Annotated in this window: 26 protein-coding genes; 3 read left to right on the top strand and 23 right to left on the bottom strand. The window is 42.3% G+C overall.

Annotated elements, in window-relative coordinates; translation table 11 throughout:
- Nucleotides 1–10: 10 nt before the first annotated feature.
- The 19 genes from EAL2_RS06780 to EAL2_RS06870 form a co-directional block, all read right to left on the bottom strand.
- On the bottom strand, nt 11–1,474 hold the full coding sequence (locus EAL2_RS06780) for a flagellar hook protein FlgE (protein ID WP_051489108.1): 1,464 nt from the start codon (nt 1,472–1,474) through the stop codon (nt 11–13).
- 18 nt (nt 1,475–1,492) lie between these two features.
- Nucleotides 1,493–1,948, bottom strand: a complete 456-nt coding sequence (locus EAL2_RS15175; protein ID WP_025435642.1) for a flagellar hook assembly protein FlgD — start codon at nt 1,946–1,948, stop codon at nt 1,493–1,495.
- A gap of 12 nt (nt 1,949–1,960) precedes the next feature.
- Complete coding sequence (locus tag EAL2_RS06790; protein WP_025435643.1) at nt 1,961–3,313, bottom strand: flagellar hook-length control protein FliK; 1,353 nt, start codon at nt 3,311–3,313, stop codon at nt 1,961–1,963.
- Nucleotides 3,313–4,560 (bottom strand): hypothetical protein, encoded by a 1,248-nt coding sequence (locus tag EAL2_RS06795; protein ID WP_025435644.1) that lies wholly within the window; start codon nt 4,558–4,560, stop codon nt 3,313–3,315. The genes EAL2_RS06790 and EAL2_RS06795 overlap by 1 nt, the downstream gene beginning before the upstream one ends.
- Before the next feature lie 9 nt (nt 4,561–4,569).
- Nucleotides 4,570–5,010 carry a flagellar export protein FliJ gene (gene fliJ, locus EAL2_RS06800; RefSeq protein WP_025435645.1) on the bottom strand — a complete coding sequence of 147 codons (441 nt, stop codon included), beginning with the start codon at nt 5,008–5,010 and terminating at the stop codon, nt 4,570–4,572.
- A gap of 11 nt (nt 5,011–5,021) precedes the next feature.
- Complete coding sequence (fliI, locus tag EAL2_RS06805) at nt 5,022–6,335, bottom strand: flagellar protein export ATPase FliI (protein ID WP_025435646.1); 1,314 nt, start codon at nt 6,333–6,335, stop codon at nt 5,022–5,024.
- A complete protein-coding gene (locus tag EAL2_RS06810) occupies nt 6,325–7,119 on the bottom strand; it encodes a FliH/SctL family protein (RefSeq protein WP_025435647.1) in 795 nt (264 codons plus the stop codon). Before EAL2_RS06810 ends, fliI begins: the two co-directional genes overlap by 11 nt.
- Nucleotides 7,112–8,134 (bottom strand): flagellar motor switch protein FliG, encoded by a 1,023-nt coding sequence (fliG, locus tag EAL2_RS06815; protein WP_025435648.1) that lies wholly within the window; start codon nt 8,132–8,134, stop codon nt 7,112–7,114. Before fliG ends, EAL2_RS06810 begins: the two co-directional genes overlap by 8 nt.
- A 12-nt stretch (nt 8,135–8,146) precedes the next feature.
- Entirely contained in the window at nt 8,147–9,709 is a 1,563-nt protein-coding gene (fliF, locus tag EAL2_RS06820; protein ID WP_084481001.1) for a flagellar basal-body MS-ring/collar protein FliF, read from the bottom strand.
- Between the two features lie 6 nt (nt 9,710–9,715).
- On the bottom strand, nt 9,716–10,012 hold the full coding sequence (gene fliE, locus EAL2_RS06825) for a flagellar hook-basal body complex protein FliE (RefSeq protein WP_025435650.1): 297 nt from the start codon (nt 10,010–10,012) through the stop codon (nt 9,716–9,718).
- Between the two features lie 26 nt (nt 10,013–10,038).
- Nucleotides 10,039–10,485, bottom strand: a complete 447-nt coding sequence (gene flgC / locus EAL2_RS06830) for a flagellar basal body rod protein FlgC (RefSeq protein WP_025435651.1) — start codon at nt 10,483–10,485, stop codon at nt 10,039–10,041.
- Nucleotides 10,486–10,487: 2 nt separating this feature from the next.
- Nucleotides 10,488–10,883, bottom strand: coding sequence for a flagellar basal body rod protein FlgB (gene flgB / locus EAL2_RS06835; protein ID WP_025435652.1), 396 nt, complete (start codon nt 10,881–10,883; stop codon nt 10,488–10,490).
- Between the two features lie 343 nt (nt 10,884–11,226).
- A complete protein-coding gene (locus EAL2_RS06840) occupies nt 11,227–11,487 on the bottom strand; it encodes a stage V sporulation protein S (RefSeq protein WP_025435653.1) in 261 nt (86 codons plus the stop codon).
- Nucleotides 11,488–11,589: 102 nt separating this feature from the next.
- On the bottom strand, nt 11,590–12,363 hold the full coding sequence (locus EAL2_RS06845; RefSeq protein WP_025435654.1) for a CheR family methyltransferase: 774 nt from the start codon (nt 12,361–12,363) through the stop codon (nt 11,590–11,592).
- 3 nt (nt 12,364–12,366) lie between these two features.
- A complete protein-coding gene (gene ispH, locus EAL2_RS06850; protein WP_025435655.1) occupies nt 12,367–13,224 on the bottom strand; it encodes a 4-hydroxy-3-methylbut-2-enyl diphosphate reductase in 858 nt (285 codons plus the stop codon).
- 4 nt (nt 13,225–13,228) lie between these two features.
- The gene (gene cmk / locus EAL2_RS06855; RefSeq protein ID WP_025435656.1) at nt 13,229–13,888 is read right to left on the bottom strand and encodes a (d)CMP kinase; all 660 of its coding nucleotides are present in this window, start codon (nt 13,886–13,888) and stop codon (nt 13,229–13,231) included.
- Between the two features lie 12 nt (nt 13,889–13,900).
- Nucleotides 13,901–15,115, bottom strand: a complete 1,215-nt coding sequence (locus EAL2_RS06860; protein WP_025435657.1) for a BaiN/RdsA family NAD(P)/FAD-dependent oxidoreductase — start codon at nt 15,113–15,115, stop codon at nt 13,901–13,903.
- Nucleotides 15,105–15,728, bottom strand: coding sequence for a histidine phosphatase family protein (locus tag EAL2_RS06865; protein WP_025435658.1), 624 nt, complete (start codon nt 15,726–15,728; stop codon nt 15,105–15,107). The genes EAL2_RS06860 and EAL2_RS06865 overlap by 11 nt, the downstream gene beginning before the upstream one ends.
- Nucleotides 15,729–15,746: 18 nt before the next feature.
- Nucleotides 15,747–16,145, bottom strand: a complete 399-nt coding sequence (locus EAL2_RS06870; protein ID WP_025435659.1) for a ribonuclease HI family protein — start codon at nt 16,143–16,145, stop codon at nt 15,747–15,749.
- 209 nt (nt 16,146–16,354) lie between these two features.
- Here EAL2_RS06870 and EAL2_RS14785 point away from each other — a divergent pair, with 209 nt between their 5' ends.
- Nucleotides 16,355–16,759 carry a universal stress protein gene (locus EAL2_RS14785; protein WP_025435660.1) on the top strand — a complete coding sequence of 135 codons (405 nt, stop codon included), beginning with the start codon at nt 16,355–16,357 and terminating at the stop codon, nt 16,757–16,759.
- A 76-nt stretch (nt 16,760–16,835) separates the two neighbouring features.
- Here the strand turns inward: EAL2_RS14785 and EAL2_RS06880 are convergent, their stop codons facing one another.
- From EAL2_RS06880 to tnpB, 4 genes are all read right to left on the bottom strand, one after another.
- Entirely contained in the window at nt 16,836–17,045 is a 210-nt protein-coding gene (locus EAL2_RS06880; RefSeq protein WP_025435661.1) for a hypothetical protein, read from the bottom strand.
- A 94-nt stretch (nt 17,046–17,139) separates the two neighbouring features.
- A complete protein-coding gene (locus tag EAL2_RS06885) occupies nt 17,140–18,237 on the bottom strand; it encodes a Nif3-like dinuclear metal center hexameric protein (protein ID WP_025435662.1) in 1,098 nt (365 codons plus the stop codon).
- Nucleotides 18,215–18,925: a tRNA (adenine(22)-N(1))-methyltransferase gene (locus EAL2_RS06890; RefSeq protein WP_025435663.1), complete on the bottom strand. Its 711-nt coding sequence runs from the start codon at nt 18,923–18,925 to the stop codon at nt 18,215–18,217. Before EAL2_RS06890 ends, EAL2_RS06885 begins: the two co-directional genes overlap by 23 nt.
- Before the next feature lie 104 nt (nt 18,926–19,029).
- Complete coding sequence (gene tnpB / locus EAL2_RS06895) at nt 19,030–20,151, bottom strand: IS200/IS605 family element RNA-guided endonuclease TnpB (RefSeq protein ID WP_025435664.1); 1,122 nt, start codon at nt 20,149–20,151, stop codon at nt 19,030–19,032.
- Nucleotides 20,152–20,538: 387 nt separating this feature from the next.
- Between tnpB and EAL2_RS06900 the strand changes: the two genes are divergently transcribed.
- Both EAL2_RS06900 and EAL2_RS06905 read left to right on the top strand, forming a co-directional pair.
- Nucleotides 20,539–21,831: an IS110 family RNA-guided transposase gene (locus EAL2_RS06900; protein ID WP_038601674.1), complete on the top strand. Its 1,293-nt coding sequence runs from the start codon at nt 20,539–20,541 to the stop codon at nt 21,829–21,831.
- 317 nt (nt 21,832–22,148) lie between these two features.
- Nucleotides 22,149–23,429, top strand: coding sequence for a transposase (locus EAL2_RS06905; RefSeq protein ID WP_025435665.1), 1,281 nt, complete (start codon nt 22,149–22,151; stop codon nt 23,427–23,429).
- Nucleotides 23,430–23,489: the final 60 nt, after the last annotated feature.

Consider the following 23,489-nt stretch of genomic DNA (forward strand, 5'->3'; position numbering starts at 1 on the left):
GCCGCTCCTTTTATCTCTTGAGATTTATAAGCTCTTCAAGCATCTGATCCGTAGTGTTTATTATCCTGGAGTTAGCCTGGAATCCTCTTTGCGTCTGTATCATGTTAGTGAACTCCCTTGCAAGGTCCACATTCGACATCTCAAGCGCTCCCCCAACTGTAGGTCCAAAGCCGTTGCTTCCAGGAGTTCCTATTATTGAAATGCCTGAGTTTGCCGTGTCCATATACAGGTTGGAGCCCTTCTTTTCAAGTCCCGATGGGTTCTTGAACTTCGCAAGAGCAATCTTTCCCAGTATTGACTTCTTGCCGTTAGTGAAGTTGCCTACTATATCACCGTTTTCACCTATAGAAAAATCATCTAGCGAACCCTGTTTGTAGCCGGCAATGCTTGCTGCTGTAACCGAAGATTCGTTGGCTGATTGCGTAACCTTTGCGTTGCCGTTTTCATCAGTAAAAGAAAGGTTGAAGTTAAACCCTCTGGCACCATTTGGAAAGTAGCCAGTTCCGTCTTCACTTGGCATGATTTCGATGTTTGTCATACCTCCCGATACAATCTTGCCATTTTCAAATTCAAGTATTACAGGCTCACCATCTTTTGTTGCCATTGTTCCGCCTAAGCCATCCATTGATTCTACTTCAATCACCCATTTATTTGAGTCGTAGAGTTCATTTATACTGTTTGTTGTTACATCATATAAACTGTCATCCTCTGCATTTGGAGTGGCTACACCGTCTTTGAATTTCCTGCTAATAGTCATCTTTATCGTGTGTTCTCCGCCCATCTCATCATACACTGTAAATGTAGTCTGCCTTGCAGTGATATCCGATTTGCTTATTTGAAAATTGGCATCATCAATTTTTGTTATATTAGCATTAAGGCCTGTGTTTACATTTATATTTCCTTCGAATGTGACATCTTTTTCTTTAGATATGTCTGCATCTTCAGTTCCTACGCTTCCTGTACACTTAGCAGGAAATACTGTCGCCTTTGATATTACAAGACTTTCGATTGTTTCCTTCAGCTTTGCATCTGGCCCTATTGTCCCTTCAGCAACCCTGTAGCCGAGCACCTTGAAGCCTCCTGAAGCCAACATATTGCCTCTGTCATCTATTGTGAAGTTACCCGCTCTTGTGTAGTATTTATTGTTAAAGCTCGGGTCGTCAGAAACCATGAAGAAGCCCTCTCCGCCTATCATTACGTCGGTAGGGTTGTCTGTCCTTTCAATAGCGCCCACTGTGAACATTGTGTCAACAGCGGCCACATCGATGCCAAGGCCAACCTGCATTGCATTAGACCCGCCCTTACCGTCTTCAGCTCCTGTGGCTCCCTTCAATGTCTGATTGAATACTTCCTTGAACTGAACTCTTGCTCCCTTGTATGCTATTGTGTTTACGTTTGCTATGTTGTTGCCTATTATATCCATTTTTGTCTGGTGCGATTTCAAACCTGATACTGCAGCATATAGACTTCTCATAATCGATTCCCCCTCGAATTATTCTTCGGTAGTGCCGTTTGTCACTTCATTTTTCAAACTTGCAAGTTCATCCATTATGTAATCCATAAAATCCGAATTGTTTTGACTTTCAATGTTCTGGAGTCGTTCATCCATGTTTTGAAGACTGGCTATCATTTGTATGTAGGCAGTTAAGCCTGATTCGTTTTGCTCTTCCATTCCCTTGAGTTTTTCATTCATTTCTTCAAGATTGCCTATCATTTCTTTTTGTCCCGAATCAACTACTTTTGCCAGATTCTGAATCTGCTCCAAAGAGCTGAATTGAGCCATTTGTGCAATGAATTCCTTGTCTTCCACAGGATTGAGCGGATCCTGATTTTTAAGCTGTGTAACGAGCATATTCAGAAACTCATCTTTCCCCAGGTTTCCCGAAATGTTAGCAGCTCCGCCTGTTGCTGCAGCAGATTGGCTTTGAGTTGTTGCGCTTACATTCATATATTCACCCCTTTAGGCTAGATAGTTTATCTCTTCATCAAGCATGTACGGATTGTTTGCCTCTATTCCTCCTTGAACAGCTGCATCTTCAATCGCATCGTTGAATACAGCTGAGCTTATCCTCTTGCTTCTCACCGAAGCCTCAAAGCCGTCTTCATGGCCTTTCCCGCTTTGAGTTCCCGAGTCTACTGAAACATCGACTGCTGATATGTTTATCCCCTGCTCGTGCATGCTGTCTTTAAGCTGTGCAATATTTGACTCTATCGCAGCCTTGACTTTATCACTTTCAGCTACGAGTCTGGCTGTTAGTATCCCGTTTTCCATTACCACCTTAAGTGTCAGCTTACCCAGCTGCTCGGGCTCGAGTTTTATCTCAATGGCCTTGAGATTGTCTGCGTCTATTATTTTCATCTTGTTTATGACCTGTTCAACAACTTCTCTTTGAGAATAATATACAGGCCTTGTCTTCATTAGCTCCTGGCTGATTCGGCCTGAAGAAGTATCCTGAGAAAACCCGGAAAATTTAAACTCCTCCGACTCCTCAGACAGCTTTAATATTTCTTCTTTTATCGAGTCCAGAGGGTCCTTTGTCTCTTCCGCTGAAAATTGCTGCCCTGCTCCATTTCTTTCAGCTATGAATTTTTTGATGCTTTGACCTAGTATGTTTTCAGGTTTCTCATGCAGTGTTTTATCCAAGGCAGCTTCATCCCTGACTCCTTTTTTTTGACTGCCTTTGTCTTTATCCGGAACAACTGCCATTATTGCATCCTGCTCCGCAAAATCTTCAAACTCTGCATTCTGAGAATTTTGCGCGCCTGATTCCTGAACTGATTTTGCGGCAGGCGCTTGCATTGTTTTGTCATCAGCTGCCATGCCTGCTTCAATTGAAATATCATTCTGAAGCAGCTCCACTTCACTTCCAGGCGCCCGCGGCGTTTTTGCATCTACCTTGGTCACGGCGGCTTGCACTGCAGCATCCGGCTTGACGGCGAGTTCTTTTAAATCTTTGATTATCGACTTGTCTATAAATATGTTTTCTGCCCCTGCAAGCTCGACTCTTTCCGCATCGGCCGGCTGCGGCACATCTTCGAATATATTCTCATTTTCAGCTTTTACTGCTTTGAGATCCTCTTTTTCACCTTGAGAATCTATAGTCACATCCTTCTTTTCACTCCTGTTGCCACTTGAGCTTTTTAGCTCCTCCTTTTGGACACCTTCAGATTTTTGTTTTTTATCAATTTTAGACTTCATCTTTTCAAGCGTACCTGCAAACTCATCCCTTGCAGCTGGGTTGCTTTTTGAAAATGTATCCTTTGTTTTGAAATCTTCTTTCGCTTTCATCGGTAAAACAGACAGCTTGTTCATCAATATCCCCCTTCTTCAGGAAGTCCCATTTTTCTGGTTAGCTCTGATGCCTTCTGGGCTCCAAGTTCTTTCAGTATTTTGGATATGGATTTTGGAGGCAGGCCCCTTAATATATCTACAAGCAACTCCTCTTGAGTTATTCTAAGAACACCTTCACCTACTGGATACTCCTTATATATCTCGTCCCTGCCCAGTATGTTTCTTATTATGTCTGCCAGCGCTGTCGATTCCATTTTTTTATATGATTCTCTTAGCTCAGAAACTCTTCCGATATAGCTATCCATTATATTGACTGTTGTATAAAGGCTTCCTGTATCTATCTGGTCGTTTAGAAGCTTGATTTTGTTTATTTCTTCAATAACGTCATTTGCATACGTTTCGTCTTGAAAACATGCCAAAATCTTGCCCGCCTGTACAACCTCCATATTGGCTATTATGTAGGCCACATCTTCCGCCTTGAACTTTTCTTTATCTTGAAGCTCCAGCGAGGCCTGATTGTAATCCTTGTCTGCATACAGCATTGTCATGCTGTCCATTTCTTCTATGTATTTTTCAAAAGAGAGCAGCTCTCTTTTTATCTTTTGTGCGGCATCTCCCTTGAGATTTGTTTCCACGGCATCCTTTATATCCACGTCTATGTAGTAAATCACCCTGGCTGCATATTTCGGCTTCATGTCCTGCAACAGGCTAGCGGCATATGTGCTGTCTATTTCCAGCATCCTTATGTCATCTTCGATATCCCTTACAGTCTGAAGCAAGCCTACTTTTGCATAATACCTGGCCTTTTCCGAAATATCTCCAGCTTTTTCCTTTTTCATGCTCTCTATTTCACGCTTCAAGGCGTTTTTTTTCATTTCCTTGAGGCTTATTTCGCTTAGCACTTCCTGGGTGAATTCAAAATCGTCGTCCTTCATGAGCTGAACAATTTCCTTGTAAAGCCTTTTGTCCTGCTTTTTAAGCAGCATTAGCTTGTCGATAACCCTTCCCTCATCAAGGGAAAGATAGTATTCAGCCAGGTCATTTTTTTGAGCCTCTATGTCCTGCGCCGAATCGCCAATGCCTGCAATCGATGAAATCAGAGGCATCTTTTTCATTGCATTGTCAGCTGAAACTTTAAATTCAGGATTTATTATGTAGACAATTAAAAAGGCAAATAAAATGGCTACCAGAAAAGATAATGCCAATATGATTTTTAGCCTCGGGCTTGCTTTTTTGACATTCCTGTCGTTGTCCTTTGACTTGTCCATTTATGCCTCCTAGCTGGTACCTCTGATTCTGAAAGTATTTATCTGGTCCAACGCCTTTTCCTCTTTTAGCTTGATAATATGCTTGAATTCGTCTATATGCTTTTCCTTGAGCTTTTCAAACGATTTTCTTTCCTTCATTACCTCAAGGTATTCTGTTTTTTTGTAATTGAAGCTTTCCCGCAAGCTTGAAAGCTTCTGCTGCAGCCTTTCAATGCTTACGTCTGAGCATTCTATTGAGTAGCTGAGTTTTTTTATATCTGTAATAGAAGCGCCTGACATCAAAATCTCCTCCAACATATCATACCTCTCACGCTTCATTTCCTCCATTTTGCTGATTTCACTTTCCAAATCTCTTATGCTGTTTGATATGATTGCCATTTCATTCTTCTTGTTGTCTTCGAGCTTTTCCTTCAGGCCCAGTATTTTTTCGAACTTAAAACCAAATTTCACGGATTTCACCCCTAATCCTTGAATATTTCAAGCATAAGATTTATTGTTTCTTCAATACCAATATTGGTATCCACATCTTGCTTCAGGAACGAATTGACCCTGTCTATCTTGTCTATTGCATAATCGATTTTTTTGTTGGTGCCCTTTGAATATACGCCTATATTTATAAGGTCCTCAGCCTCTTTATATATCGAAAGCACTTCCCTTAGCCGCTTGGCCGCATCCTTGTGTTCTGCAGAAGAGATGTTTGCCATTACACGGCTGACGCTGGAAAGCACGTCTATAGCCGGATAGTGGTTTTTATTGGCGACAGACCTTGACAGCACTATGTGTCCGTCGAGTATTCCCCTCACCGCATCTGCGATAGGCTCATTCATGTCATCTCCGTCAACAAGCACGGTATAAAGACCCGTTATAGAGCCCTTGCTTGAATTCCCAGCCCGCTCAAGCAGCTTTGGCAACACTGCAAACACTGACGGCGTATATCCCTTTGTAATAGGAGGTTCGCCTACTGCAAGGCCAATCTCTCTTTGGGCCATTGAAAATCTTGTGACGGAATCCATCATTAGCATTACATCAAGACCCATATCCCTGAAATATTCTGCTATCGAAGTGGCCAGGAGAGCTCCTTTCATTCTAACAAGCGGAGGCTGGTCCGATGTTGCAACTACAAGTATTGACCTTTTAAGGCCTTCCTCCTTCAAGTCGTTTTCGATGAACTCCCTTACCTCTCTGCCCCGCTCGCCTATTAGGGCGATTACGTTGATGTCGGCGTTTGTATTCCTGGCTATCATGCCAAGGAGTGTCGATTTGCCGACACCAGATCCCGCAAATATTCCCATACGCTGTCCCTTGCCGCAGCTTAGGACAGAGTCTATAGCTTTTACTCCAAGCGATAGTGGCTCTGAAATTCTTTTTCGCTCAAGCGGGTTGGGCGGCTTGTTCATAACCGGATAAGTATGCTTGAGTTCATTTGTTTCAATGCCGTCGATTGGATTCCCTATCCCATCGAGCACACGTCCCAAAAGCCCCTCTCCGACTCTGACCTGGAGTCCCTTGCCTGTAGCTACCACCAGGCTTCCCGAACCAATGCCATCCATTTCTCCGTAGGGCATTAGAATTACATTTTCATCCCTGAATCCCACAACTTCTGCGAGTATTGGCTTATTGGAGTCTATCGGGTATATATGACACATCTCTCCAAGCTTCCCGCCCGGCCCTTTTGATTCTATTGTAAGGCCAACCACTCTAAATACCCTTCCTGAATATCTGATGGTCTCCAAATTTTCCAGACGCTCTGTATATTTTCTTATGTCAATTTTCAAACGGAGCACCGCTTTCAAGCATAGCTTGGAATTCTTCACTTATTATATCTATCTGAGTTTGTATTCCTGAGTCTATGCTGCCGCTCTTTGTTTCAATATGTAAGTTTCCTCGTTCAAGTGCCGGGTCCGTCTTGTATAGAATGCTTTGTATGCCATCAGAAGAAATAAGTATTTTCTTTTCATTTTTTTTGAATGCCTCTATGTCTTCACTGCATGCCCTTATCACTATGTCTTGTGCGTAGGTTAGCTTCTCGAGACCCTTAAGAAGTACTCCAATCAGGGCGTCGTCATTTTCAGCAAGCTTTATTCCTATAATCTTTTCAACGCAATTGAGCACAAGCTGTATTATTTCGGGCTCAAGCCTGTCTATTTCAGCCCGTTTTTTAGCCTCCATAACTCGCTTCAGCTCAAGAGACTCATCAATAATGCTTTCATATTTCTTTCTGCCTTCTTCGACTCCTGCCCTGTAGCCTTCTTCATATCCTTTATTTCTTTGCTCGCAATATACCTTTTCAGCATCAGCCCTTAGTTCAGTCAGCTTTCGTTTTTCAACTTCGAGCCTGTCTCTTTGCAGAGCAAGAAGTTTCTTTTCTCTTTGCAACAAATCTCTAAAATCGTCCTTTTCTCTGAGCAGCTTGTAAAATCCGTATGAAACATCATCTCTTACTATTTCCTCACTGCCTGTGACTGTTTGTATGGAGGCCTGAGTTTGAGCTGCGATATCTCCCGTAATCACCTTCGGCTTTTTAAGCATTACACGCTGGGATTTAATAACCCTAGACAATCAGCTCATCTCCTCCGCCTCTTGATATTATTATCTCGCCCTGGTCCTCAAGCTTTCTTATTATGTTTACAATTTTTTGCTGCGACTCCTCGACATCCCTAAGCCTTACAGGACCCATGAACTCCATGTCTTCTTTTATCATCTCTGACATACGCTTGGACATGTTTGTAAATATAAGGTCTGCTACCTCCTGGGTTGTGCCCTTCAATGCCACTGCAAGCTCATTGTTGTCGACCTCGCGTATAAATCTTTGAATGGCTGTGCTGTCGAGATTTATTATGTCCTCAAACATGAACATCCTTCGCTTGATTTCATCCGCAAGTTCAGGCTCACACATCTCAAGACTTTCCATAATTCTCTTTTCAGTACCTCTGTCAACCGAGTTGAGTATGTCGACAATGTTTTGAACACCGCCGGCTTTTGTATAATCCTGCGTTACAATATTTGAGAGCTTGTCCTCAAGTATTGTTTCAACTTCCTTGATTATCTCAGGATATGTCCTGTCCATAGTGGCTATACGCTTGGCCACCTCCGACTGTTTGTCCTGTGAAAGGCTCGAGAGTATCTGAGCCGCCTTGTCATTCTCAACATGAGACAGTATGAGCGCTATAGTCTGTGGATGCTCGTTTTGAATGAAGTTGCTAAGCTGCGAAGGGTCGGCTTTTCTTGCAAAATCAAAAGGCCTCACCTGCAGAGATGCTGTAAGCCTGCCTATAATCTCTATCGCCTTGTCTGTTCCTACGGCCTTTTCAAGAACTTCCTGAGCATAGTTTATGCCGCCCTCCGAGATGTATTCCTGTGCAAGGCATACCTCGTAAAACTCTCCGAGTATACGCTCCTTTATTTCAGGCTCCACCCGCTTCATATTGGCAATTTCGAGAGTCAGCTCCTCAATTTCTTCTTCGGAAAGGTTTTTGAATATCCTGGCTGAGTATTCAGGCCCTAGTGTTATAAGCAGTATCGCTGCCTTTTGCTTTCCCGTAAGTTCAAAACCCTTTTTTTTGACTCTAGTCATAGTCAATTCCTCCTAATCCTCGCTGAGCCAGCTCTTTAGAAGCTGTGATGCAATTTCAGGATTTCGTTCAATAAGCGACTCAATACTCTTTTTATAGCCAGAGTCTTTTATGTCAACTTCAAGTTCCTTAATTTCTTCCTCAGGTATTTCAAGTGTGGCCTGGACATTATCAGGCAGTGCCTGCCTTTGTATTTTTTTCCTCGCAAAATAGATCACAGCGCCGGCTGCAGGTATTAGTATCAATATTATAATTAGTGCTATAATCCAAACCGGCATATTGTCTGCACTGTCCTTTGCTGCGTCTTCAAACGCCTTATTCATGCTGTCGTCAAACGTCCTTGCGTAAACCTCGACTGCTTTTGCATCAAGTCCAACAGCTGTTGAAACGATCTTTTCGACCTGACTTTTTTGTTCTTCGTCAAGCTCCTTGCCTTCAAGTATTTCACTGTTTATTATGACGGCTACAGTTATATCCTTTATCTGGCCTTTTGCCTTTTCCAGCTTTTCTATCGTCTCATTGAGTTCATAGTTTACTACCTTTTCCTCGTTGTCGTTTTGAGTGCTGCTCGACTGCTGCTGCTCCGCATACTGAGTTGTAGCATCAGTATCCGTGTTGCTTTCCGTGCCTGCCGGCCCGCCTTCTCCAGTAGCCGACGAACTAGAGCGCTTCTCCTGCAGACTTCTTATGAGACCGCTTTCCTCTCCTTCAACCGGTGTGTTGTATGATTTTGATTCCCTTATCGTTGTGTCAAAATCCAGCTTTACGCTGGCCATTACCGATACATTCGAATACCCGTATACAGGGCCTAAAAATTCCATAAGGCTTTCCTGCACCTTGCTTTTTACTTCTTCCTGGAGCTCTATTTGCGAATTCGACATGTTCGACTCGCCGCTTTTTTCTCCGTTTAGAACCTTACCTGAAGCGTCATGTATGGTTACATTGGCAACCTCCAAGCCTTCCACCGAATTTGAAACGAACTCAGCTATTCCGGCTATCCTGTCCGGCTCGAGCACCTGTCCTGACTTCATCTTTATCCAGACTGCCGATTTTGTCTTATCTTTGTTTTCAGACAAGATAAAGTCGCTGCCCTGGGGTATTGTAATGTTGACTATTGCGCTCTCAATCCCGGGCATAGACTCAATATCCTGGGCCAGACTATTTTTAAGGGCAATATTGAATGCCTGTTGCTTCTCTTCCTTGCTTAAAAATATGTTGTTCTTGTTAAGTACGTCTTCATAAGAAAATTTCCGGGAAGGTACGCCCTTCATTGAAAGGTCAATCCTTGCCTTGCTTGCATCCCCTTCAGCAACGAGTATGGTGCCTTCATCCTGGATTTTGTATTTGACTCCCGTTTCATCCAGATTCTGAGTAATTGCTCCGGTTTCTTCAGGCTTCAAATCCTTATATAGCACTACATATTCCGGTCTTGTTATGTAAAATATGGTGAATGTCACTGTAAGTACAAGTAATATTGAACAAATCAAGAAAATCGTTTTTTGTTTTTTGGTATATTTTTTCGTCAGCTCATCCGATTTGTGCTTGATGTTTGAGAACAGTTCTTCCAATTTATACACCTCAAATTATATTTGCATTCTCATTATTTCCTTGTAGGCATCTACTATTTTATTCCTTATTTCGACTATAGTCTGAACTGCCACATCGGCTTTTTGGGTGGCTATTGTAAGATCATGCAGATTGTCAAGTTCACCCAGCACAAACTTTTCTCCGAGCATTTCTTGTTCTCTCTCAATATCGCTTGCAGAATAAAGAGCGTCCATAAGCGCTTGCTTGAATCCCTGCCCATTTGCTGCTGTGGCATTCTGAACTCCAGCACTTGATTTGATATTCGAAACAGATTCTATACCCTGTATTTGCATCTAAACACCTCTCCGAGAAACTATTCTTATTTGCCTATCTCAAGCGCCTTTAGCATCATGGACTTTGTGTTGTTCACGGAAGTCACATTTGACTCATATGCTCTCATAGCCGTTATCATGTCGACCATTTCCTGTATCGTGTTCACATTCGACGTTAGCACATATCCGTCCTTGTCTGCGTCCGGATGACCGGGGTTGTACTTTTTCAGGAATGGCGACTTATCCTCTACAATTTTGTCTATTTCAACCGTATTTTGAGCCGATTCGCCGGTTCCTCCGGCGTACGCAGCCAGCTGCTCCTTGAATGAACTTGCATTTTGCGCCTTGAATACGACAACCTGCCTTCTGTATGGCATACCGTTTTCCGTCTTTGTCGTATTGGCATTTGCTATGTTTTTTGATATCACATCCAGCCTTGCCCTTTCTGCCGAAAGGGCCGTGCCGCTTATAGTCATCCCGCTAAAAAGTGACATGCTTATCTTCTCCCCTCTCCGATTACGCTTTTGAGCCTTTTGAACATGCTCTGCATCTGCTCAACTGATGTATTGTAGTTTATGCTGTTTTTGGACTGCTCTATCATTTCAAGATCCAGATCTACATTGTTGCCGTCGATTCTGCTTCTTGTATTCTTGTCTACGCTTGTTTCGTACTGCCTTGCAGGCTGCGCATTGATTTTAATATGCCTTTCGTTTGTAGCATATCCTTCTATAGTGCTACTTTTTTGCTTATCTTTTAACAAGTCGCTGAATACAACATCCTTTCGCTTGTACTCTGGTGTGTTTACATTTGCTATGTTAGAATCGATTACCTTGCTGCGCTCCCAGTAGTAATCGAGCGCCTTGTTGAAAATTCCAAATCCCTTAGTAACCATATCATCGCTCCATCAAGATACAATTTTATAAAACTCGCCAACTTCAATTATATACTGATTTTTAAATATTTAAAACACTTCTTAACAGTTCTTTAGCAATAAAAACAGAAAGCTCGTTTTAATTATAAAATGTATTTAAATTTTATAGTGCAATTACATTTTTTTTATGTTACATCAATTTGCTGACAATATCAATCATGGCCATAGTCCTATTGCATTTCATCAATCATACTTATACATATGCTTACAATTTTATTTTGCATATGTATAAATTGCCCAGACATAAAAAAACCTGCTTTCAGCAGGTTTTTCACAATATGCAAATAATTGTACTATTCAGTTTTTATCTTGGTTCTACAATAAGTTTTATTGCTGTTCTTTCTTCGCCGTCGATTTCAACATCAGTAAAAGCAGGTATACATATAAGGTCCATACCGCTGGGAGCCACGAATCCCCTGGCTATAGCAACAGCTTTTACCGCCTGATTTATAGCTCCGGCGCCAATCGCTTGGATTTCAGCCGACCCCTTTTCTCTTAAATATCCTGCTAGGGCTCCTGCTACGGCATTTGGATTAGATTTAGATGAAACTTTTAATACTTCCATTTCTTATGTCCCCCTTTATTTGAAATAAATATTTTGCTGCATTCTATAGAAATAATAAAACTTATTGCCCTTCGAACTTGATTGTCTAATTCTTGTCTCTATCTACTCAACTCTTCCATAAAAGAATGTTTTCTGAGCCTTTAGATTATACTTGCTGGGCATTATTATCTGCTCTGTGCTTCCAACAAACAAGTAGCCTTCCTTTTCAAGCGATTTGCTGAATTTCGTGTAAATTTCGCTCTTTGCCTCTTCAGTGAAATAAATAAGCACATTTCTGCATATTATCAAATCACATCTGTCTATATATCTATCGCTTAGAAGGTTGTGCCTTTTGAATTCAACGCGTTTCTTGATTGTTTCTCTAATCTCATATATACCACCTTTTTTATCGAAATAATCTCTAATAAAGTTTTTTGGCAGATTTTTTAGGCTTTTTTCTGTATATTGGCCCCGCTTTGCCTTTTCAATGGCCTGCTCATCCAGATCTGTCGCATATACCTTTATCTGATCAAGCGGCATGAAATTGCTAAGCAGCATTACCATAGAGTAAGGCTCCTCCCCTGTCGAGCAGGCGGCGCTCCATACCCTGAGCTGCTTTTTTTTGCTAAGGAGTTTTGGTATTACATCATCCTGCAGCACCTTCCATTGCTCTGGATTTCTGTAAAATTCAGATACGTTTATAGTCATATAGTTTACAAATTCCTCGAACAGCTCTTTGTTTGCAACAATACCCTTGTAATAGCTTTCAAAATCTTCAAAGCCATTACGTTTTGCCAAGGATGAAAGCCTTCGCTTCATTTGTTTTTCTTTGTATAGTGATAAATCTATGCCTGTTTTATTCAACACTTTCTGCTTGAAGCTTTCGTATCCTTGCATTGACTACCTCCTGTTTTTATGTGCTCCTTTGATGTACTCCACAGTCTCTTCTATAATCCAGTCCGGTGTGGAGGCTCCTGCCGTTATTCCTATTGTCGAATAGCCGCAAATTTCTTCGATGTCCAAATCATCCTTCGTTTCAATGTGCATGGTTCGGCAGTTGGCGCTGCAAACCTGTGCAAGCTTTCTTGTATTTGAGCTGTGAAGTCCTCCAATCACTATTATAAGCTCGACTTTCTCCGATAGCTTTCTTGAGGCCTCTTGCCTCTCGCATGTAGCAGAGCATATTGTGTTATTGAAAACTGCACTAGGAAGCTTTTCCTCAAGCTTTTTTTGTATGCTCGCATAACCATCGGAATTCATTGTAGTCTGGACAACAATGCAGTACTCCTTCGTACTATCCAGCTCCATATTGTCGACATCCTCAAGTTCCTTTATTATTGATGCGTTGTTTCCGCACCAGCCATTTATTCCAATAACTTCAGGATGGAGCGGATCTCCCACAATTATTATCGCTTTGCCCTTTGCATAATCTTTCGATACTATCTTTTGAATTTTGCTCACAAATGGACATGTTGCATCTATTATTTCAACATTCCGGCTCATCAACTCATCATACACCGATAGAGCTACGCCATGCGACCTTATTATAACGACGCTGCCCTCTTCCACTTCATCTACCGAATCCGCAATTTTCAGCCCCTGCTGCTGGTATCTTTCAACCGCCTGATTATTGTGTATGAGGGGTCCCAGAGAATATATGGTATTCCCCTGGCTATCCTGAAGCTTTTTCCATGCCATGTCCATTGCTCTTTTTACCCCAAAACAAAAGCCCGCAAACTCGGCAATTTCGATTTTCATCGTTTTATTCCTCCGTTCTTACTAATCTTATTATGGTATCCGCCACTTCCTCGGGAGTTTTACTTGTGGTGTCTATTTCCAGCGCATCACTTGCTTTTATAAGCGGCGATGCTTCCCTTGTTGAATCCTGCATGTCCCTGTTCTCCAGTTCAGCCTTGATTTCTCCAAACTCGACCTCATACCCTTTTTGTATAAGCTCTAGACTTCTTCGTCTGGCCCTCTCGTCTATATCAGCCACCAGGAAAAATTTATAGCTCGCATTTGGAAATACGTGAGTCCCGATATCTCGTCCGTCCATTACGACAGATCTTTTTTTTCCCATTTCTCTTTGGTGCATTACCATTATGTCCCTGACCTGCCTTATCTTGGCCACCTTGGAGACATTTTCGTTTATTACCGGCATTCTTATGTGGCCATCAACCCTAATTCCATCAAGCAGCACCTTCTCGCCTTCAAGTTCTATTTCTATGGCCTCTGCCAGCTTAGCAATACTTTTTTCATCCTCGAAGCTTATGTCCATGGTGTAAGCCTTGTATGCCAGCGCTCTGTACATGGCGCCCGTATCTATATATACTATACCCAGCTTCTTTGCAATCAGCTTTGCAACCGTGCTCTTGCCGGAACCGGCAGGGCCGTCTATTGCTATTACTATGTGCGTGTTCATAAGGCTGCCTCCTTAAGCATTGATTCCGGCAATATATCCTGTGGAAAAGGCTATTTGAAGATTATAACCTCCTGTTAGCGCATCCACATCGATAATTTCACCGGCCAGATAAAGTCCCTTTATGATTTTAGATTCCATTGTGTGCGGATCTATATTTGACACATCCACACCTCCGGATGTCACTATGGCGCTTTCCATGCTGAAGGTTGATGTGCATGTTAGCGTCAGATTTTTTATGCTTTTGATTATCTCCAGCTCTCTTTGCTTTGTCAACGTATTGGGATGTTCCTCCACGTCCAGATACTCAAGAAGACATCTGGCGAAACTTTGCGGAATAACTTCCTTAATGTTGTTTGCTATGCTTTTGTTGGGGTTTTTTCTTATCTCCCTCGAAAGCTCAGCTTCGTCCATTCCCGGCAATAGGTCAAGCTCAAGTCTGACTGTTTTTTTCTGCAAAAGCCTGTTAATTCTGCTCGATATGTTCAAGGCTGCAGGCCCGCTTATTCCAAAATGAGTGAATATCATATCGCCTGATTCTTCAGCCGCCAGCCTGCTGCCACTATAAGCCCTAATTCTTACATTCTTCAGCGAACCCCCCTGAAGCCTGCTTGTCCACGTTTCGCCAAGCACCAGTGGAACTAGCGCAGAAAGAGGTTCCTTTAGCAAGTGTCCTGCTGACTCCATGCAGCTTAGAAACTGTCCGTCAGAGCCTGTTGCAGGGTAACTCTTGCCGCCCGTAGCAACTATTACACTTTGTGCTGAATATTCGCAGCCGTCCGACGTCCTCACGCCCACTACCGCGCCTTTCTCAAGAAGGAGTTCCACCGCATTTGCATTGAATACAATATCCACTTTATCGTTCTCCAACTCTCTCATAAGCACATCTATAATCTCCTGAGCCTTCCCACTTTGTGTGTAGACTTTCATGTCATCTTCAACGGAAAATAAGATTCCCCTTTCTTCAAAAAAATCTATAAGCTGGGTGTTGGTAAAGCTGTATAATGCGCTAAAGAGAAATTTGGAGTTTACCACTATATGTTCGAAAAAATCTCCTATATCTCTGTTATTTGTTATATTGCATCTTCCGCCGCCGGTGATTTTCAGCTTTTTCCCTATCTCGGCGTTCTTTTCTAGAATAAGAACATTTTTTCCTCTCTGGGCTGCTCCAATGGCAGCCATGACCCCCGCAGGTCCGGCTCCTATTACCACGACATCACTACTTTTCAAAGCCATTTACCTCCAGATGCGTAGTATCGTTCACCCTGAGTAGTACCGGTCCGTACTCCCTGAATTCGACTACATTCAGGGCGGTGTTGTCCTGTTTTATTTTATATATGTTCGACAGGCTTGAATTCAGGAGCGTCAAAAGCAGCACCTTAATAACAACGCCATGCGAAACCAGGAGTATGTTTGAGCTTTTATGCGCTTCGTTGATCTTATTTATGCCCCTTGTTATCCTGTCTGCCACCTCTTGCAAGCTTTCGGCTCCTGGTATTCTTGCCTTGTCAGGTTCTTTTCGCCACATTTTGAATTCTTCTTCGTACGACTTTTTTATATCCTCAATTGTCAGGCCTTCCCACTCACCAAAGTCAATCTCCCTCAAACTGTTTTCAAGCATATACTCTTTCTGGAGCTGTGCCGAAATTATGTCTGAAGTCTGTATAGTCCGGCCCAAATCACTGCTGTATATATGGTCTATATTGAAAGCAGCCAGCCTTTTTGCCAGCTTCTGCGTCTGAATCATGCCTATTTCATCGAGGCTTGAATCCTGCTGTCCCTGCGTCTTAAGTTGAGTGTTCCATTTTGTCTGTCCGTGCCTCACTATAAAAAATCGGTTCACTGCAATCCCTCGCTTTTCCTATTTGTTGTCTATTGCCATGTTAACAAGTGCGTCGGCCTTCTTATTCAAGTTCCTTTTCACGTGCGATATGCTAAAACCTTCAACCCTGCCAATGAGTTCCACCGCAGTATCATATAGCTTTTTCAAGTCTTCGTTTTTTACCTTGTACTCGCCCTTTATCTGCTTAACTACAAGCTCGCTGTCTAGAAAGAATTCGGCGCTTGCACATCCCAGCGAGAGTATTTCTTCCAGCCCTCTTATAAGGCCCTTGTACTCCGCGACGTTGTTTGTAGCAATTCCAATATATTCTCCAACCTCTTTTACAATATCTCCGCATTCATTGAATACTACAACTCCAATTCCTGCCTCTCCCGGGTTATTTCTTGAGCCTCCGTCTGTATATACGCTGTACTTCATTATTACCTCCATAATTGCCTTGATTTTTTTGTCATTCTTATATTAATAGATTATATCAAAACACTAATAATTGCTACAAGATTGGCATTTGCCTGTGCCGTTTAAAGTTTTGACTATTTAGGTATAAACTTAATATGTTTCTATTGGTCATGAAGCGTCTTTTGTTATACTGATACGCAACATGCCCATTGTCTAAGGGGGATGGTTTCATGGATAAAATAAGAAAGATTCTAATTCCAGTTGACGGTTCCGATTCTTCCGACATACTGGCCGGCTACGGAAGGTTTCTTGCAGAAGCATTCCCGTGCGAAATCGTGCTGCTAAATGTGCAGGATATAGATGCTTCAGACAGGCCTTCAATGAATATAGGCTTTGGAATAGTCGAAGCAGCAAAACTTAAGATCGGCCAATTGACGAATTCCAAATCAAGGATATCAACTCGCGTGGCTTTTGGCAATCCCGCCGAGGTCATTTTGGATATTGCAGAGGACGAAAATTTTGATTTCATTTTGATCTGCACTCACGGCCTTGGCGCCACTAAAAGATTCCTGCTAGGCAGTGTCACAAATAAGGTTATAACACATTCGACAGTTCCAGTGCTTATCCTGCGATAGTATTTTCCTCGCCACATAAAAAACGAGCGCCCCTATTAAGTGCTCGTTTTTTAACTTGAATTCAGGTTTATTGCGGCTATTCCTCCACTACTGCCCAATCATCCTTAAGCACCAGCTTAGACAGTGTAAATTCGCTGTCATATGGATGTTTGCTGTCTTTAGTCCATACAAGTATGCCTTCCATGAACTTCAGCCTTAGTGACGGCTCTTCCTCTTCCAGTCTCTTGTTTACAAATACCAGATTTGGATTCTCGCTGAAAGCCTTTATCATTTCCCATGTTTTCATTATGAACACCTCCGGGAATATTTATATAGATGGACACCTATATTAATTGTTTACCCCGTTAGTTCTCTGTAAATCAATTCAAGCGCGCTTTAAGCTATAGGCATTCAAATACATCCTTACCGGAAAATGCTTCTATGCTCAGTTCGCTTTTTCCGGCTTCTAAAAATTCTTTCATAAGCACTGAAAAATGCTTTTCGGTGCCATGATGGCCCGCATCAATTATGGCGATACCGCTTTCAAGGGCTTCCTGGGCCTGGTGATACTTTACATCTCCCGTTATGAGCACTTGGGCTCCCGCTTTGGCTGCATCGCAAATGAATTCCGCTCCCGAGCCGCTGACTACCGCCACATTTTCAACCGGCATGCCCAGGTCGCCGCATACCTTGACAAAGTCGAGCTTGAGTATTGTTTTGATTTCCCGAGCCAGTTCAGAGAGTGTCATTTTATTTTCAAGGGCGCCCACTCTTCCTATCCCCTGCGCTTCTCCCTTGTTGACAAGTTCGTATATGTCATACGCGGGCTCTTCGTATGGATGAACACGCATAACGCTTTCAACTGCAGCCTTAACATTGCTCATTGTACATATGGTCTCGATTTTCACTTCTTCCACTTTTTCGAGACTGTTTTTGGCTCCTATGAACGGCTTGCTGCCTTCAAGCGGTCTGAATGTTCCGGTGCCGTCTATTCCGAACGTGCAGCTGTCATAATTGCCGATATGCCCCGCTCCCGCGCTTGAGAGCGCATCTCTTACAGTGTCTTCGTATCCCTTGGGCACATATACCGCTATTTTGCACAGGCTCTGTTCATGGGTGATACCAATAAGACTTGTACTTTTGAGCTTTAACAGCTTGCAAATATGATCATTTAAGCCGTCAGTTGCTATGTCGAAGTTTGTATGCATGCAGTATACGTTTATTCCATTTCTCATTATCTCGAGTATATCCCGGCCCTTTTGCGAGCGGCTGTTTATTTTTTTGATTCCCTTGAAAATCAGTGGATGGTGGGATATTATGAGATCCGCATTGCTGCTTACAGCCCTTTGTATGGCTGCGCGGTCAACATCCAGGCAAGTCAGCACCCTTTCAACGCGGGCATCCTCGGCTCCTATCACAAGTCCCACATTGTCCCAATCGTATGCCAAGTCCAGACTGTATCTGCTTTCTATATAATCAGTTATCTCCTTCAAGCGCACGTTTCCTCAGCTCCTTTAGTCTTTCTATTTTCAAAAGGCAGTATTCCCTGCGCTCCTGTGCCTTTTGAGTCTTTATTCCTTCAATCGAGATTGCTATATCCTCATATTTTTTTATCTTTCTGTCTAGAAATTCGCCAAGGAGCGGATCCGAGGAGTCTAACAGCCCTTTGCCCACCTCGAAGTAGATTTCGTCATTTTCTCCGGCCACATTGTTCGTATAGCGCGCCGTCATTATCTCGTATATCTTGCCATCTTCCTTTACGAGAGCCTCTCTTGTTATCTCAAACCCCGCGCCCAGAAGATATCTTCTGAGCTCGTCGGGAGCCTGCATAGGCTGCAGGATAAGTTTTTTTGCACTCTTTGCAACGCCCATGGATTCTTCAATTATATTAGCCATGAGAACTCCCCCCATGCCAGCTATTATAATCTCATCCACTTCTCCTGCGATGAGCACGCAAAGCCCTCCTCCCAGCCTTGTTTCTATGTTTTTTTCAAGCCCGTTTAACCTTACATATGAAACCGCCTTTTCAAGAGGTCCGGTATTTATATCGGATGCCACTACAAAAGAGCTGTATCCTTTTTTCACCAGATAAACCGGTATGTAGCCGTGGTCTGTGCCCACATCGGCTACCCTTGCGCCCCTATCGACGAATCTAGCTATGGCTTCCAGCCTGTTTCCGATGCTCAATTCAATCCCCTCCGCAATACTTTTTGGTTTGAACTACCCCCACTTAACCTGACGGCTTGAAGTGGAAGATTCCTAAGAACACCGCTCAAACGATCAGTTTATTATTAGGCTAATCCCGTGGTCCCCACGGTTAGAAGCCTTAGGGCTTCGTTTTTAAGATTTATGCTTGCGTTAAGGTCCCTGTCGTGATTTGCGCCGCATTCAGGGCAAGTCCACTCTCTAACAGAGAGATTCTTAACGTCTTTGTTCTTGTAACCGCAATCAGAGCATAGTTGGCTTGAAGCGAAGTTCTTAGCAACAGCAACGACTTGTTTGCCGTACCAGTTCGCTTTATATTCAAGCATAGTCCTAAATTGCGCCCAAGACACCTCGGATATTGCCTTTGCAAGTTTATGATTCTTTAGCATGTTGCTTACCTGCAAATCTTCTATACCGATGATATCGTGGTTTTTGACTATATCGGTAGAGATTTTATGCAGGTAGTCAGCCCTTGCATTGGCGATATGCTCATGAAGTCTTGCAACTTTGACTCTTTGCTTGTGCCAATTGTTTGAGAACTTGACACGCCTTGATAGTATGCGTTGTTCTCTTGCAAGCTTGGCTTCAAGCGTTCTGAAGAACTTGGGATTCTCGCATACTGTGCCATCTGAAAGTATGGCGAAGTCTTTTAGTCCTACATCTATTCCGCATGAGGAATTGGACTTAGGCAGCTCTTGCACCTTTGTTTCAACAAGCACAGATACAAAGTATTTGCCCGATGGATTACGCCTTACAGTGGAACTCAGAATCCTGCCTTCAACTTCTTTGGAGTTAGCGAAACGAACAAGCCCAAGCTTAGGCAGTTTGATTTTGTTGCCTGCTACAGCTATGTTGCCATTGGTGTATTTTGTAGTGTATGACTGCACCTTGTTTCTTTTAGACTTGAAGCGTGGAGCATCATTTTGCTTCTTAAAGAAACGGTCAAAAGCATCGCCAAGATTCTTCAAAGAGGATTGCAGAGCTATGCTGTCTACTTCCTTGAGCCACACAAGCTCTTTCTTGAGCTGAGTCATTTGTGCAGAGCAAGAATTATATGACAAGCCCTTGCCCGTTTGCCTGTATTCGCTATTCCAAGCATTGAGAAAATGATTAAATACAAAGCGGCTGCAACCTATAGTTTTGGCTATCAGTTCTCTTTGGCGGCTATTCGGATATATGCGGAACTTGTATGCCTTATTGACTAACACTGTTTTTCACCTCCTGGTATGATGCAGTCATAGACAAATAGTAGTCTTCTACATCATTTCTAATCTATATCAAGGTTGGTAAGAGGGTTCTCCTCGGATATGTCATCCAACCATTGATACGTGTTTAAAGTTTCAAGATTTTTGTATAGTTACTTACTCCTAGACTTTGTCTGCTACATAAGGTATCATTTTCCATTGGATAGGGAAAAGGACGTTCACCTCCTAGGGAGTTGACTCTCGTTCAACGATACCCGTAACTAAGACAGTCATTCCATTCAATGAAAATTTATGTTTTAGGCTGGTTGGGAGCCCTTAAGCTATACCCGTATCACATGCCAGGTTGTGTATTCATTGTTGTTTATGGAACCCTATCGGAAGGAGTTTACTATGAATAACCGTAATTATCTGTCCGCTGGTATCGATGTCGGTTCAGCCTTCAGCTGGATGTCCATCGTCGACCAGAGCGGGACTGCAATCCAAAAACCTTTTAAGATCACACATAACAACTCGAATTCCTTGGAAAAGGCTGTTTCTGCACTAAAAAAAGCAGAAGAGCTGTATTCCATGAAATGTCGAATATTTCTGGAATCCACAGGGATTTATCATTTCCCACTCTTCTGCTTCTTGGTTGATTCTGGCTTTGACGTGTCCATAATCAATCCTATTATCACACATTCTGTGAAAAATGCAAGCATTAGAAAAGTGAAAAATGATAAAATCGATTCTCTCGGTATTGCCAAACTTGGTCTTTCTCATGATTTGCCGGTTTCTCAGTTTCCAGCAAAGCTCGTTCTTGAGCTTCGCACCCTCACTCGAAAATACTATGACCTTACGGATGAAAAATCTGCTCATATCAACAGGCTAAAGGGCTATCTGCATACTGTGTTTCCACAGTACATTGGTATTTTCAACGATATTACCGGCACCACATCCACCATGATTCTTCGCCAGTATGGTACTCCGGATAAAATACTTCGCGGCCATAAAAAAACCATGATTTCTAAAATCTCAAAAGCTTCAAGAAAAGGTATCTCCAAAGCTACTGATCGTTATGAAAAGCTTTATCAGGCCGCGCTAGCTGCTAAATCCTTTGGCTGCCAGATTGAAAGTGTCTACTTCAATATTTCACTGACGCTTGATCTGATTGAACGATTGGCTTGTGCCATTAACTCCATTATGGAGCGTATCCAGCAATTGGTTGCCTTCAATAAGAATGAGGAATTTGTCAAACAGATTTCATGGCTTAACTCCATCAAAGGCGTTGGATTTCTTTCTGCTGTAACCATCATGTGTGAGATTGGCGATTTCTCAACCTTTAGGAGTCCTAAACAGCTTTTTGCCTTCTTTGGCCTGGATCCTGAGGTAAACCAGTCCGGCAACTTCAACGGCACTGATGTCCATATGTCCAAACGTGGCTCCAGAATTGCCAGACGCGCTATTTTCGCTGTTGCATTGGCTTCTATCCGCAGGAAACGAGATGGTGAAGCAATCAATCCGTATCTTTGCGATTACTACATGAAAAAAGCCGCTCAGAAACCTAAGATGGTTGCTCTTGGTGCTATCATGCACAAAATTTGTAACATCATATTTGCAGTCCTTCGTGATGAAAAGGGTTTTGAGCTCCGTTCACCTCAGGAGCATTGCAAGCAATATAAAAGACCAACTCAGATGGCTGCATAAATACACGTCCGACATATGCATAACTACCACTTGTTCGAAAATCCAATGGATTTACGTTTATTTAGGTTACCCTTTTTTAGGACAGCAACAAATCAAATATTTTTTCGTATTAACCGTTGACAATAACTAGCTGGTCTTGTGTGACATATAATAGGGATAATCATAATTCTTATCCCTTGATAGTGCTAGTTTTCAGACCAACATTTTTTCTTATCACTCTGTTAAATCTTTACATATATTCAAACAAGGGATTCCGCAAACTTTTGTTATATTATTAAGGTACCACCCAAAAATAATTAACTAAGGAGGCGAAACCCTTGTTCGAACGCCAATTAATATTTGACTGCATCGACTTGTTCTCCAACAATAAAAAATCCAAGTTTTATGAGAAAGTATTCGATACAATCGACTTGTCCTGTGTTCCTGAATATCCCGAATCTATGCGTGGCCTTAAGGGATATTCATTTCATGCATTGTTTAGGGCTTTTATTATTATGAAATGCAAAAAACAAAATCACATTACCCAGCTTGTTGAATTCCTCGATAACAACCGTTATCTGGCTTATTTGTGCGGGTTTGATGTTTTTAAGGATTTACCTTCATACTCTGTTTTTCAGCGCTTCATTAGAAATATTGACAATGAGCAAATTAAAAATCTGATGAAAAATCAGGTGCTCTCTCTGAAAAAGCTTGGTTTTATAGATAATTCGTTCGTATCGCTTGATTCTACTCCTGTATTTGCCAATACAAAGCATAATAATCCAAAGTCTTTTTCAAAGAATAAATTTAAAAAAGATAACCAACCAAAGTCTGACAATGACTGCGCTCTGGGTGTTCACACCGCCAGCAATTCTCATAACGAAAAAAAGCACGAGCTTTACTGGGGCTATAAAAACCATGTTCTTTTGGACTCCATTTCTGGCCTGCCAATATTTGAATTTACATCTCCCGCCAACACGACTGATTCTGAGGCAACTATACCTCTTTTGAAAAATGTGAATTCATGGTTTTCTCTTAATGAAGCCCATTTTATCGCTGACAAGGGCTATGACACCAAGGCAATTCACAATTTTGTCCTGGATGATCTACTTGAACATGCTTTCATTCCACTTAACCCTCGCGGAAAAAAAGGTAAAAAGCTGCTTCCTGCGGGCAATGTTATTTGTGATGCTGGCCTTGCAATGCATAAGGACGGTCGCCAGTATTTTTCAGACCGCATAAAGCAAAAGTTTTGTTGCCCTTTTAGAACCAGCACAGACGATGCAGCTTGCCCTTTCCGACATATTCATTATTTCAACGGAAAGAAAAAACGTGGCTGCACCAGATACATTACAACAGGCACTGATTACAGGGCTTCCATCAATCGTGAGTCTAAGTTTTTCAAAAGCATCTATGCCTTGAGAACAGAATCTGAGCGATACAACTCTCGCTGGAAAAACCTTGCTTTAGAAAAACCTTCCGCGAGAAATATCAGCTCAATCTCAAACTTAAATACAATAGGTCATATTTGCATGCTTTCAATTGCTTTGGCTGCCATCAAGGACAACAGCATTGATTCTACAAAGTCCCTTTCCAAGCTGATGAAAAAAGCTGCATAATCATTACATTTTTTCAGACGGCTTATTTAAGTGCGCCTAAAAGCCATTGCCAGTAGCAAT

The organism is Peptoclostridium acidaminophilum DSM 3953 (assembly GCF_000597865.1).
GTDB lineage: Bacteria > Bacillota > Clostridia > Peptostreptococcales > Peptostreptococcaceae > Peptoclostridium_A > Peptoclostridium_A acidaminophilum.